This window comes from Gluconacetobacter diazotrophicus PA1 5 (assembly GCF_000021325.1).
GTDB lineage: Bacteria > Pseudomonadota > Alphaproteobacteria > Acetobacterales > Acetobacteraceae > Gluconacetobacter > Gluconacetobacter diazotrophicus.
The window spans coordinates 3,787,559-3,799,024 of the sequence record NC_011365.1; the positions used below are offsets into that span (position 1 = coordinate 3,787,559).

The 11,466-nt window shown below is 64.1% G+C and carries 12 protein-coding genes; all 12 read left to right on the plus strand.

What is annotated here, in order from left to right; genetic code table 11:
• Positions 1 to 9: 9 nt before the first annotated feature.
• The gene (locus GDIA_RS17405; RefSeq protein ID WP_012554968.1) at positions 10 to 2,292 is read left to right on the plus strand and encodes a hypothetical protein; all 2,283 of its coding nucleotides are present in this window, start codon (positions 10 to 12) and stop codon (positions 2,290 to 2,292) included.
• Between the two features lie 41 nt (positions 2,293 to 2,333).
• Positions 2,334 to 3,110 (plus strand): flagellar hook assembly protein FlgD, encoded by a 777-nt coding sequence (locus GDIA_RS17410; RefSeq protein WP_012225126.1) that lies wholly within the window; start codon positions 2,334 to 2,336, stop codon positions 3,108 to 3,110.
• A 216-nt stretch (positions 3,111 to 3,326) separates the two neighbouring features.
• The gene (locus GDIA_RS17415) at positions 3,327 to 3,644 is read left to right on the plus strand and encodes a hypothetical protein (RefSeq protein ID WP_231854262.1); all 318 of its coding nucleotides are present in this window, start codon (positions 3,327 to 3,329) and stop codon (positions 3,642 to 3,644) included.
• Between the two features lie 239 nt (positions 3,645 to 3,883).
• Positions 3,884 to 5,527: a flagellar basal-body MS-ring/collar protein FliF gene (gene fliF, locus GDIA_RS17420; RefSeq protein WP_012554969.1), complete on the plus strand. Its 1,644-nt coding sequence runs from the start codon at positions 3,884 to 3,886 to the stop codon at positions 5,525 to 5,527.
• A gap of 41 nt (positions 5,528 to 5,568) precedes the next feature.
• Positions 5,569 to 6,582, plus strand: a complete 1,014-nt coding sequence (gene fliG / locus GDIA_RS17425; protein WP_012225129.1) for a flagellar motor switch protein FliG — start codon at positions 5,569 to 5,571, stop codon at positions 6,580 to 6,582.
• The gene (locus GDIA_RS17430; protein ID WP_012225130.1) at positions 6,579 to 7,277 is read left to right on the plus strand and encodes a FliH/SctL family protein; all 699 of its coding nucleotides are present in this window, start codon (positions 6,579 to 6,581) and stop codon (positions 7,275 to 7,277) included. Before fliG ends, GDIA_RS17430 begins: the two co-directional genes overlap by 4 nt.
• Positions 7,278 to 7,294: 17 nt before the next feature.
• Positions 7,295 to 7,672, plus strand: coding sequence for a flagellar motor switch protein FliN (gene fliN / locus GDIA_RS17435; protein ID WP_012225131.1), 378 nt, complete (start codon positions 7,295 to 7,297; stop codon positions 7,670 to 7,672).
• 35 nt (positions 7,673 to 7,707) lie between these two features.
• Positions 7,708 to 8,058, plus strand: a complete 351-nt coding sequence (locus GDIA_RS17440; RefSeq protein WP_012225132.1) for a flagellar biosynthetic protein FliO — start codon at positions 7,708 to 7,710, stop codon at positions 8,056 to 8,058.
• A gap of 73 nt (positions 8,059 to 8,131) precedes the next feature.
• On the plus strand, positions 8,132 to 8,860 hold the full coding sequence (fliP, locus tag GDIA_RS17445) for a flagellar type III secretion system pore protein FliP (protein WP_041249358.1): 729 nt from the start codon (positions 8,132 to 8,134) through the stop codon (positions 8,858 to 8,860).
• A 391-nt stretch (positions 8,861 to 9,251) separates the two neighbouring features.
• Positions 9,252 to 10,748 carry a methyl-accepting chemotaxis protein gene (locus tag GDIA_RS17450; RefSeq protein WP_012225134.1) on the plus strand — a complete coding sequence of 499 codons (1,497 nt, stop codon included), beginning with the start codon at positions 9,252 to 9,254 and terminating at the stop codon, positions 10,746 to 10,748.
• Positions 10,748 to 11,065 carry an STAS domain-containing protein gene (locus tag GDIA_RS17455; RefSeq protein WP_012554973.1) on the plus strand — a complete coding sequence of 106 codons (318 nt, stop codon included), beginning with the start codon at positions 10,748 to 10,750 and terminating at the stop codon, positions 11,063 to 11,065. Before GDIA_RS17450 ends, GDIA_RS17455 begins: the two co-directional genes overlap by 1 nt.
• A gap of 2 nt (positions 11,066 to 11,067) precedes the next feature.
• Positions 11,068 to 11,451 (plus strand): response regulator, encoded by a 384-nt coding sequence (locus GDIA_RS17460; RefSeq protein WP_012225140.1) that lies wholly within the window; start codon positions 11,068 to 11,070, stop codon positions 11,449 to 11,451.
• The last annotated feature ends 15 nt before the right edge of the window (positions 11,452 to 11,466 follow it).

Below are 11,466 nucleotides of genomic sequence, written 5' to 3' on the forward strand. Positions count from 1 at the left end.
GAGCATCTGATGGGTATTACGGCAACGAGAGGTTCGACTTCGACCGATCCGGCGCAGGAAACGCCGCTGTCGGGCTTGTTGCTTGCCGTGTCGCCACAGAAATCGACGGCGGCCGCGTCGTCAGGCACCTCTGGAAAGCAAGCGGCGGGTGGAGGAGAGGGGTTCGGTAAGATCCTCAAGAATCTCGCCGGTCATCAGGGCGGCAAGGGGCAGGGAAACGGCACGGCGGCGACGTCGGACCTGTCGGCGGATGACGGCGCGAACGGAGTCGATGGCGGGTCTTCCCAAGCCTCCGCGGGGACAGGCGGTTCCGCCTCCGGATCGCTCCGTGACGCGGGCGACAGCCAGGCGAGTGTGGCCTCTGATGCTTCCACCGGCACGGGCCAGCAGGTGCTGAACCTGCAGGCATGGCCAGGCATGGCCATGACGCAGATGGCCATGCCGACGCAGGCAGCGGAACCGGCCCCGGCGGACGCTAAAAATGAGACGCCCCCGGCGGCGTCGAAAGACGTACCGTCAGATACGACAGATACGACCCTGCTCGGCGCCGCCTGCTTGGCTGGAATCGGGACGGGTGGCATTTTTCCCGCTGCGGTTGCGGCACAATCCTTGCCGTCTGCCACGGTCACCGCGTCGACGCCGCACTCATCCCATGTCACGCGCGGGCAGGCGAAGGACCATACGAAAACATCGGCGGAGTCCGATGCGGATGGCGGCCAACTGGCCCAATCGGCGACGAGCACGTACCTGACGTCGGTCTTCGCCGTTTCCGGAGCGGCTTCCGGAACCCCGTCGGTTGCCGGAACGGGTTCTGCCGCGCCGTCGGTGACCGGTGACGGGGTCGGAGGGAATGCGGCCCCGGCGCCCGCCTCCGCCGCGTCACCCGTATCGCTGGCGACTGTCGCGAGCGACGCGGCGTCTGGCCAGCCCTCGGCCTCCGCGGGGAGCACCGCCACAGGTGCGTCATCCATCCCGATGCCGCAGACCGATGCTGGAGCCGTGACCCAGCCATTCCAGATGATGGTGGCGGCCGGCGGCGCGTCCGTCCCGTCCCCGGATTTTTCTGGCATCGCCGCTGTCACCGCGTCCTCTGTCCGGATGCAGGGGGATGCCGGGACCCAGGCCAGGCAATCCCAGGCCACTGTGGCCGGCGCCACGTCGCCGGTTCCGGCGGCGCAGAATGGCGCAGGGGCTGCGGCCTCATATCAGGACATTGCGGCGAGCGGCGTCCCATCCGTCGTGTCTTCGGCCTATTCGAGCCTCGTCAAATCGTCGGTGGTGAGTGGCGGTCCATCGGCAGGAAGCGCGACCTCGGACGCTTCTGCGGCTGGTGCCTCGCCCGCCCAGGTGCCGCAGGGCGGACCCGGCGGCGTGGCCCAGCAACTCCAGGTGGCCGTGAACGGCGTCGTGACGGCGGCGCCCGGTCCGGGCGACAAAAATGGTGCCCAGCCGTCCCGATCCGCATCCCCGGATGGCGGAGACGTCTTGGGATATGGCGCCACCCTGACTGCGGTCGGCGGGACAGCGACCGTCGAGGATGCGCGATTTCAGGAGGGGGCAGGCGGGCATCCCGGGGCGTCCGATCATGGGCAGGAAGGAAGCGGCCAGGCGGCTACCGCCGGGAGCGCGAACGATACCGGCCTCCCTGTCGGGATTGCCCTGCCAGGTTCGTTTTCCCAGGCGCTGGACGGCAAGTTCGCCGTTGCGCAGTCGGCCGAGGGGGGAGATAGGACTGACGGAGGCCATGCCGCCGGAAATCGCACCGCCGGAGATGCCGAGGGGGGGGCGCAGTCTCTTTTCACCTCGTCGCTGGCACGACCGTCCGATGGCTCGACCTCCCTTTCCATGACCGTCCTGACGGATGATTCCACCCCCGTTCATGTTCGTGTCGAAGGGGCGAATGGCGTTACGACCGGTGTCGTTCTTCAAAGCGAGGACGCGGCAACGGCCCGTCACCTGGCCAGCAGCAAGCACGAACTGGTCGCGGCGCTGGATGCCGCCGGAGTGGACGGAAACAAGGTGCGCATTGATGTCGTGCCCCCCAGTCACGGCACTGGAGGCCAGCAGGACCAGGGATCGGGGGGCGGCTCGGCCAACAGCGGGAATTTCTCCGGCGGGATGTCCGGCAACGGGGCCGGCCAGAATGGCGGGCAGTCCTACCAGGGCAACGCATGGAACAGCGGCAGCGCATCCCTGGGGCAGGGAGGCGTCGACAGTGAAGGAGACGGCGGGGACGGGTCCACGATGCCTGTTCGGGCCAGCGCGGGAAGCGGAATCAACATTACTGCATGACCGCGGGTATGGTCACGGTGGCAGGGGAAGGATAAGAGGGAATGACGACGACATCGAGCATCAGCAGCGAGTATCAGCTTGTCCAGGCGGCGGAATCGTCCGCCAAGACGTCGGCGAGCAGCTATGCGAGCAGCAGCGCCGCCACCGGAACGGGCAGCAGTTCCGTATCGAGCCTCGCGTCGCTCGCGGATAATTACAACACCTTCCTGACCCTGCTGACGACGCAGTTGCAGAACCAGGACCCAAGCAGCCCGATGAGTTCCGACACCTTTACGCAGGAACTCGCGCAGTTCGCCGGGGTGGAGCAGCAGGTCCAGACCAATACCAATCTTTCGACCCTGATTTCGCTGAACGAGGAAAGCCAGCTTAATTCCGATGCCAGCCTGGTCGGCAAGACGGCGACCGCGGATTCGACGACGCTGCCCCTGCAGAATGGTTCCGCTTCCCTCAGTTTCACGGGAACCGCCGGCGAGACGGTTGCGATCGCTGTGGCCAATTCCTCCGGCACGGTCGTGAAGGACGTCGTCGCCACCGCCGACAGCGGTACCAACACGTGGACGTGGGACGGAACGGACAATAGCGGCAACCAGTTGACGGACGGTGCCTACAGCGTCGCGGTGGAGACGATCAATTCCTCCGGTACGACCTCTGCCGTGCCGTTCACGGTCAGCGGCACCATCACGGGCGTGACGAAGGGAAGCACCGATATGGAAGCCGAAATGGGAAGCGCGGATATTCCGATGGCGGACATCACGGCGACCTCGTCCTCCACATCGTCAACGTCGACGTCGTCCAGTGGAAGCAGCACCGGCTCCTGATTGTCGCCGCCACGGCCGAAGGCGGCAGTTGGCCTGTCTGCCTTCTGCCGGCTTCGCTGGATATGGCAGTGATGCGTGAATCGATGTATCCGGTCCCGTAAATGGAGGCGGGGGTTATCCGAGGCCGGGCGGGCAGGCTGGACCTGATCCGATAATGTATCGCGCGTGTAAAGTCCTGGGGGACGGGAACAGGTATCTATGATGACGAAGCGCGGGATGACGGTACTTCTGGCCGTGGCTGTTGCAGGGTGTGCCCCGGACTACATCGCCAAGCGCCTTACCGGACGCGAGTGCAATGCCGGCTATATCCAGCAGGGCGAGGACTGGTGCGCGCCGGTAGAAAGGCCCCCGGCCCCGCAGCCCTATTGCACGGCAAGCTGGAACGGCGTGGATTGCTGGAGCCGTCCCGACCTGATGCCGAATGTCGCCCGCGAAGTCGCGGAGGGCCCGACCGGCCTGACCCAGGACCAGAACGCCAACAGGCTGAACAGTTCGGTCAAGACGGTCCCACCGACGAACGCCTACACCCCATAGGGGAGACCGGGCGAGCGGAGCCGAGGCTCGGAGCCGTGCGTTGCGTTTTTATCACAAGGGGCCTTTTGTGCCTTTCTGATAGCGCGCGTGTCGCTATTATGGTTTACGGATGCTCCAGACTGCCTCGGCGCGGATGACAAGGCGACGGCAAGGCGAGGGGCATGGTCATCGAATAGCTAAATTGCCGGAGGATTTTGTGGGCTCCAGTTCCAGTATCGTGACAACGTAGCGAATCCTGCATGCAGAACATATTGGCTGGCCTGAAAGGCCTTGGGCGCAAGCAGTTGGCGGCGCTGGGGGGTGCGGCGGCGGTTCTTCTCACGATACTCGGATTTCTCGTCTTCCAGGGGGGCGGTCAGACGATGGCCCTGCTGTACGGTGATGTCGACCTCGGCGAAGCCGCCGAAATGATCGACGACCTGGCCAAGGCCCACATCTCTTCCACGACAAGTCCCGACGGAACGAGCATCTACGTTCCACGTGACAAGGTCGCCAGCGCCCGACTCCTGCTCGCGAAGGACGGCCTGCCCAGCGGCGGAGCGGTAGGCTACGAACTGTTCGACAAGAGCGGGACGCTCACCAGCACGCAGTTCGAGCAGACGATCAACGAGACGCGGGCCATGGAGGGCGAACTCGAGCGCTCCATCCGCCTCGTCCACGGGGTACGCAACGTCCGGGTTCACCTGGTCCTTCCGCACCGCGACCTGTTTTCGACGCAGACCAGCCCGTCACAGGCCAGTGTCGTCCTCGATATCGGCAGGGCAGGGCGCATGGCGCCTGATGGCATCCAGGCGATCCAGAACCTGGTCGCGGCGGCCGTGCCCGGCCTGCGTCCGCAGAACATATCCATTGTCGATACGCGCGGCGACGTCCTGGTGAAGCCAGGTGACCCCGACAGCGCTGCCGGCCAGGAATCCACGATCGAAAAGCTTCAGCATGCCGAGGAGCAGCGGCTGGCGCAGGATGTGGAAGACATGCTGGTGCCGACCCTGGGCGCCGGGCATGTCCGTGCCCGCGCGGCCGTCACCATGGCGACCGACGAAATTCACGAGACGGATGAAAGCTACGATCCCAACCAGCAGGTCCTGCGGTCGGAACAGACGACGTCCGACAAGAGCGTGAACACCGAGGCGAGTCCGAACACCACGGTCTCGAACAACCTGCCGAACGCCAACGCCAACCAGGACAACAAGACCGGTTCGAGCGACGACCGCGAGGAGGACACCAACAACTACGAGATCGGCAAGCGCGTCCGCGTGATCAGCCAGACCCGCCCGCGCGTATCCCGGATCAGCCTCGCCGTCATGGTCGACGGGATGGTGACGCGGGACAAGAACGGCAAGGATGTCTGGCAGCCGCTCGATACGGCCGAAATCCAGAATATCACGACACTCGCCAAGACGGCGATCGGGTACGACCAGAGCCGTGGCGACGAGGTGAATGTCGTCTCGATGCGCTTCATGCCTGACGGGGGGCTGGGCTTCCCGACATCGACCGGCAGCGTGTTGAGTCGCGATACCCTGATCTATATCGCGGAATGGGTCATCCCCATCATCCTGGCGCTTGGCGCCATCTTCATCGGTATCCGGCCGATGCTGCGGCGCGGTGCGATCAATCTTCCCGCCCTTGCCGCCGGCCACCTGCAGGAGGGACTGCCTGGCATTGCCGGGCATGCCGGCCGCATCGGCAACGAGATGACCGGCGCATTGATTCCTTCCGCCCATATCGGCAGCGACGGAACGGTCAGCATCGACGGTATCGAGGGAAAGATGCGGGCCGAGGCGATCGCGAAAGTCGCAAGCCGCATTGAGGAAAGTACTCAGGAAAGCGTCCTTATCATTCGCAACTGGCTGGCCGAGCCGGATCCGGGGAAGAGAGGCTAGACATGGCCGAGGCACCAGTAACTCCACTCGACGGCGGCCGGATGCCCGAGCCCGCGCCGGTGCATCTGTCCGGCAAGCAGAAGGCCGCCATTCTCATGCTCGCCGTGGGGCGTGATGAATCGGTGAAGATCCTGAAGTTCCTGCAGGAAGACGAAATCCGCGACATCTCCGTCGCTATGGCGAGCCTCGGCCTGATCAGGGCCGACCTCGTGGAATCCGTCTGTCACGAATTCACAAGAAACTTCGAATCCTCCGAAGGGCTTGTGGGAACGTTCGAGACTACGGAAGAACTGCTGCGCAAGGCCCTGCCCGAGGAGCAGGTCGAGAAGATCATGGATGAAATCCGTGGTCCGACCGGCAGGACGATGTGGGACAAGCTGGCGAACGTGCAGGAAACGGTGCTCGCCAACTATCTTCGCAGCGAGTACCCGCAGACGGCCGCGGTCATTCTGAGCCGGCTGCTGCCCGCGCATGCCGCGCGCGTTCTCGCCCTGCTTCCCGAGGATTACGCGACCGACGTCATGATGCGGATCCTGCACATGGAGACCGTGCAGAAGGACGTTCTGGACAGCGTCGAAGCGACGCTGCGGTCCGAGTTCATTTCGTCCCTGGGGCGCTCGGCCAAGCGCGACAGCTACGAGCTTCTTGCGGAAGTCTTCAATAATTTCGACCGCAAGACAGAGACGCGTCTGATGGAGTCGATGGACAAGCGCAATCACGACGATATGGAAAAAGTGAAGGCGCTGATGTTCACCTTCGAGGACATCAAGCGCCTGTCGCACGAATACCTCATGCGGATCGTCAACGAGATCGATCGCGAGAAGCTGCCGCTGGCCCTGAAGGGGGCGTCCGAGACGGTGCGCAAGATGTTCCTGCAATGCATGTCGAAGCGCGCCGGAAGCATCCTTCTCGAAGAGATCGCGGCACTCGGGCCGGTTCGCGTCAGGGACGCGGACATGGCGCAGATGGATATCGTGCTGACCATCAAGAAGATGGCCAACGCCGGTATCATCGACCTGACCGAAAACGGCGGCAACGACGAGATCATTCAGTGACGGCGGCGTTCCGGCCAATCCGGCGGCTGTTCGTTGATGTGGAGGATTTCGCCGCTCCCGTAAGGGACATGGACGCGGTCGTTGCGCATGCGGATAATCCGCAGCAGGAGCCCGCGCCTGAACCCGAGCCCGATCCCGATCTTCTCACGATGACGCAGGCCGACCTGGACAGCCTGCGCGAGGCCGCCTTCAACGCGGGCCTTGAAAAAGGCGCGCGGGACAGGGAAGAGGTGCTGCAGGGGCAATTCGCGTCCAGCCTGTCTTCCGTTGCCGCCGCGTTCGAGGCGGAGAACGGCCGGCGAAACCAATTGGTGGCGGATGCCGGGAAATCCTTCGTGGCGACCGTCGTCGATGTCGTCCGGAGCCTGACGGCGCTCGACGGGGATGTCCTGGCCGGCATGCAGCGGGATCTTCTTTCCGATGCCTTGGCGTTCGTGGCGGAATGCGAGGGCGCCGTTACGGTCCAGTGCAGCACGGCCGATGTCCCGCGCCTGCAGGCGCTCGTCACGGGGGACAAGATCGTCCAGATCGAGGCGGTGCCGGGCATTGATGAGGGGAAGGTACGCATCGTATCGGCCGCGAACGTCATCGTCATCGATCCGGAACAGTGGCGAAAATCCGTTGCCGAGAAAATTGTTGCCGCAGTGACGGCCCTCGCGGAGCGGCGCGTGGATCAGGGCGTGCAGAAAGCATAGATCAGGCGGAGAGTACCATGAGCACTAACGACCCAGGCATCGGACTTGAGGATTTCTCCAGCGCCGCTCCGTCGCCCGCGGGCGCGGAGCCGGATGGCAGCGCAACGGCGGCCGGCCGGAAGCAGAAGAATGGCGACGGCTCCGGCCAGATGGAAGCGGTCTACGACATCCCGGTGAAGATCACGGCCGTGATCGGTTCGGCGACGATGCCCGTCAGCCAGTTGCTCAAGCTCGGTCGCGGCGCGGTCGTGGAACTGGACAGGAAGTTGGGGGAGGCCGTGGATATCTATGCGAACAACCGGCTGATCGCCCGGGGCGAGGTCGTCGTGGTCGATGACAACCATATCGGCGTGACAATGACAGAGATCATTTCGTCGGCCGCCGTGTCCGGCTAGGAGACATCGGAATGTCCGGGACAGGTGTTCCGAACATGTCCCAGACCGGGTCGCTCGCGCATGGCACGGGACCGTTCGCCACCGTGTGGCTGACGGGCCTCGCGTCGTTCGCCATCGTCATCGCGCTTATCCTTCTGTGCCGCTACGGCCTGAAATTCCTTGAGCCCTATCTGTTGAAGGCGCGCCGGACACGTAGCCTCGCGATGGTGGAGAGCCTGGCCATCGACCCGCGTCGGCGCGTCAGCCTGATAAGGTGCGGCGAGAAGACGGCCCTGATCCTGACTGGTGGAGGAAATGACGTGTTTCTGGGTTGGATGGATGGCGAGGACGGCCGGCCGCGACCGGTGGCGCCCTCGGCCAATTCCGCGAGCGATCCAGGCGAATGACGTGAATACCGGAGCGAACGCGTTGACATCTCGGTCATCCACGGGGCGTGCCGCCAGGTTCGGTGCCGTCGTCATGTGCGTCGTAGCGGGTGCCGTGCTGGCTGGCATGCCGACATTGGCCCACGCCCAGTCCCTGTCGCTGGATCTGGGGAAGGGGATGGGTGACGCGGGAACGACCAGCCGCCTCGTCCAGTTGACGGCGCTGATCACGATTCTCTCGCTTGCGCCCAGCCTGCTGGTGATGGTGACCGCCTTCACGCGGATCATCGTCGTGCTGTCCCTGTTGCGTGGTGCGATCGGGGCGCAGGGGGCCCCTCCCAACACGGTACTGATCGGCCTGGCGCTGTTCCTGACCTTCTTCGTCATGCAGCCTGTTTTCCAACAATCATGGGATCATGGCATCGTCCCCATGATGGATGGCCGCGTCAGTGAAATGGAAGGCCTGACGGCCGCGGCAGAGCCGTTCCGGACGTTCATGCTGGCGAACGCGCGGCCGGCCGACATCACGACGTTTCTGCATCTCGCAAACGTGCCGCCGCCGGCGACGCCTGCCGAGACGCCGTGGCGGGTGATCATGCCGGCCTTCATGATCGGCGAACTCAGCCGCGGTTTCGAGATGGGATTCCTGCTCTACCTGCCGTTCCTGGTCATCGACATCGTCACGTCGAGCGTCCTCATGAGTCTCGGCATGATGATGCTCCCGCCTGCCACGATCTCCCTGCCGTTCAAGCTGATCTTCTTCGTCATGGTGGATGGGTGGCAGATGGTGGCGGGGGGATTGGTCAGAAGCTTCGGGGGCTGACCGAAGCGGCGACCGCCAAGGGTGATCCTGTTTCGTTACAGTATTGGTTTTTGGGAAGAATTCCTTCCCGAAGGCCGTCTGGGGCTTGCCGGGCATCGGTAGAGGAGGATCGGGGATCAGGATAGCCATGCGAAAGCCTTGAACGACGGGCTTGACAGAGTTGCGCGCTTGGACGATCGCCTTGTTGTAGCGGCTCCCACGCAATAAAGACATGTAGTCATGAAGCATCTAAACTGGCTTGGATGATGTCCGGGCGTTTTCCACGGTTGGTGGCCGGCAAGGCGGCGATGAAAAGGCCATCGGCACCAGACGTACTATATGAGGCGGGAATTGGTGCGCTGGCGCTTCCATGCGTGGCACCCCGTGAAACAAGAAGGGAAGTTGCATCCGCATGCTGAAGTGGCTGAACCAGGACGCCCCGCTGCGCGTCAAGATCAGGATAGCTATGCTGTGTCTGGAAGCTTACCTGATGCTCCAGATCATCATCGAGGCAGTAGGTTATCTCAATCACGAGCCGGTCGAGCATATGTTCCTGATGAACATGAGCGCGCTCGGCTTTGGTGAAATCGTCGTCTATGCGCTGTGGTACGCCTTGACGATCGGGGTCACGACCCCTCTGGAGCAGATCGTCGATATCGGCGAGAGTCTGGGGCGTGGCGAGATCAGTGGTGATGTTCCGTTCCTCGACAACAAGGACGGGGTGGGCCGCCTGGCCCGCGTGATGGTCTCGTTCGCCCGGAGCGTGCGGGAACAGAGCGAGGCCAAGTCGCGCCAGGATGCGATGGCCGAGGAAATCAAGGAATCGCTCAAGCGCAGCCAGGAACGCGACCGGCAGACGCACGAGGTCATCGAATCTCTCGGCTCGGCCCTGGCGGATATGGCCAAGGGCGACCTGCGGGTGCGGATCTCGGGCGCGATCTTCGACGGCGAATTCACGCCGCTGCGTGACGCGTTCAATCACTCGGCGTTGCGCCTGAGCGAGGCGCTGCGGGCCGTGGCCAGCAACTCCGACCTGATTGCGACCGGCGCCACCGAGATCTCGACCGCTTCCGACGACCTTGCGAAGCGGACCGAGAAGCAGGCGGCGAATCTCGGCCAGGCGGCGGCGTCCGTCCGCACCGTCACCGACGGCGTGCAGCGCAACGCGAAGGCCTGCGCGGAGGCCAATGCCGAGACGAGACAGGCTCAGGAGAAGGTCAAGTCGGCCACCGGGGTCATGGCCGAAACGACCGAGGCGATGGACGGGATCAAGAAGTCGTCCGACGCGATCGGCGAGATCATCTCGGTCATCGACGGCATCGCGTTCCAGACCAACGTCCTGGCCCTGAACGCGGGCGTCGAGGCGGCCCGTGCCGGTGACGCGGGACGCGGCTTCGCGGTGGTGGCGCAGGAAGTGCGGTCCCTGGCCGAGCAGTCGGCCAAGTCGGCGCGAGAGATCAAGCGACTGATTTCCGTTTCCGCCGATCAGGTCGTCAAGGGCGTCGACCTGGTGCAGCAGACCGGTCATTACTTGGCCGAGTTCGCGGTAAGCACGGAAAACATCGCGACCCGGGTCGGGGAGATCTCGGTCTCCACGCAGGACCAGGCCCAGCGCCTGTCCGAGATCACGGCCTCGATCGGCGACATGGACCAGGTGACGCAGCAGAATGCCGCCATGGTCGAGCAGACGACGGCTGCCAGCCACAACCTGACCGCCGAGACCAGGACGCTGGCGCAGACGCTCAGCCGGTTCAAGATCGGCATGGGGCGAGAAAACGGGATTGCCGGCCAGAGTCCCGCGAAGCTTCCGCCCGCGCGGGCGGTCGTCAAGCCAAGCCGGGTCGCGGAAACCGCGCTCGCCACGCCACTTTCGACAACGTCTTCCGACAGTGGATGGGAGGAATTCTGATGGCGGCCGCTTCCTTGTCCACATCTATCGAGTCCGGTGCCGGTCCCGCGGTCTGCGTGACGCTGCCCGAGCGTCTGGATACCGCCGCAGCCTTTGCGCTGAAGGGCATGATCGAACAGGCGAAGGAACAGGGTGGGGCGAACGGGGTCAGCCTTGATTCGTCGGGCGTTGCCTATGTCGGCGGCCTGTGCCTGCAGATCCTTGTCGCAAGCGGATGTCCGCTCGTTTCGCCCTCAGAGCAGGTCAAGGAAGCGTACTCGCTTTTCGGGACGGGTGAATTCCTGTCAGAACCACTCACCCTTCCCGTGGAGCAATGAACATGGTGGGAAAACCGGCTGTGCGCGTCCTCACCATCGACGATTCCCGGACCATGCAGGGCATGCTGCGCAAGGCCCTGGAAGGGAACGGATACGATGTCATCCAGGGCGGCGACGGAGTGGAAGGGATCGAGGTCCTGAAGGCCGCCAGTCCGTCCCCCAACGCGATCATTACCGACATCAACATGCCGCGCATGGACGGGTTCGAGGTGATCGAGGCGGTCCGCAAGATGGACCAGTTCAAGCATCTCCCGATCATCGTCCTGACCACGGAAAGTGATCCCGAGAAGAAGGCCAGGGCCCGCGCGGCCGGGGCGACGGGGTGGATCGTCAAGCCATTCAGCACCGACAGTCTCGTGGCGGCGATCCGCCGGGTTACCGCCTGACAGGGAGGAGCACCA

Bases quoted from the DNA above. Each gene is read 5' to 3' on its own strand.
- GDIA_RS17405 (WP_012554968.1), top strand. From the start codon at position 10: ATGGGTATTACGGCAACGAGAGGTTCGACTTCGACCGATCCGGCGCAG.
- GDIA_RS17410 (WP_012225126.1), top strand. From the start codon at position 2,334: ATGACGACGACATCGAGCATCAGCAGCGAGTATCAGCTTGTCCAGGCG.
- GDIA_RS17415 (WP_231854262.1), top strand. From the start codon at position 3,327: ATGACGGTACTTCTGGCCGTGGCTGTTGCAGGGTGTGCCCCGGACTAC.
- fliF (WP_012554969.1), top strand. From the start codon at position 3,884: ATGCAGAACATATTGGCTGGCCTGAAAGGCCTTGGGCGCAAGCAGTTG.
- fliG (WP_012225129.1), top strand. From the start codon at position 5,569: ATGCCCGAGCCCGCGCCGGTGCATCTGTCCGGCAAGCAGAAGGCCGCC.
- fliN (WP_012225131.1), top strand. From the start codon at position 7,295: ATGAGCACTAACGACCCAGGCATCGGACTTGAGGATTTCTCCAGCGCC.
- GDIA_RS17440 (WP_012225132.1), top strand. From the start codon at position 7,708: ATGTCCCAGACCGGGTCGCTCGCGCATGGCACGGGACCGTTCGCCACC.
- fliP (WP_041249358.1), top strand. From the start codon at position 8,132: ATGTGCGTCGTAGCGGGTGCCGTGCTGGCTGGCATGCCGACATTGGCC.
- GDIA_RS17450 (WP_012225134.1), top strand. From the start codon at position 9,252: ATGCTGAAGTGGCTGAACCAGGACGCCCCGCTGCGCGTCAAGATCAGG.
- GDIA_RS17455 (WP_012554973.1), top strand. From the start codon at position 10,748: ATGGCGGCCGCTTCCTTGTCCACATCTATCGAGTCCGGTGCCGGTCCC.
- GDIA_RS17460 (WP_012225140.1), top strand. From the start codon at position 11,068: ATGGTGGGAAAACCGGCTGTGCGCGTCCTCACCATCGACGATTCCCGG.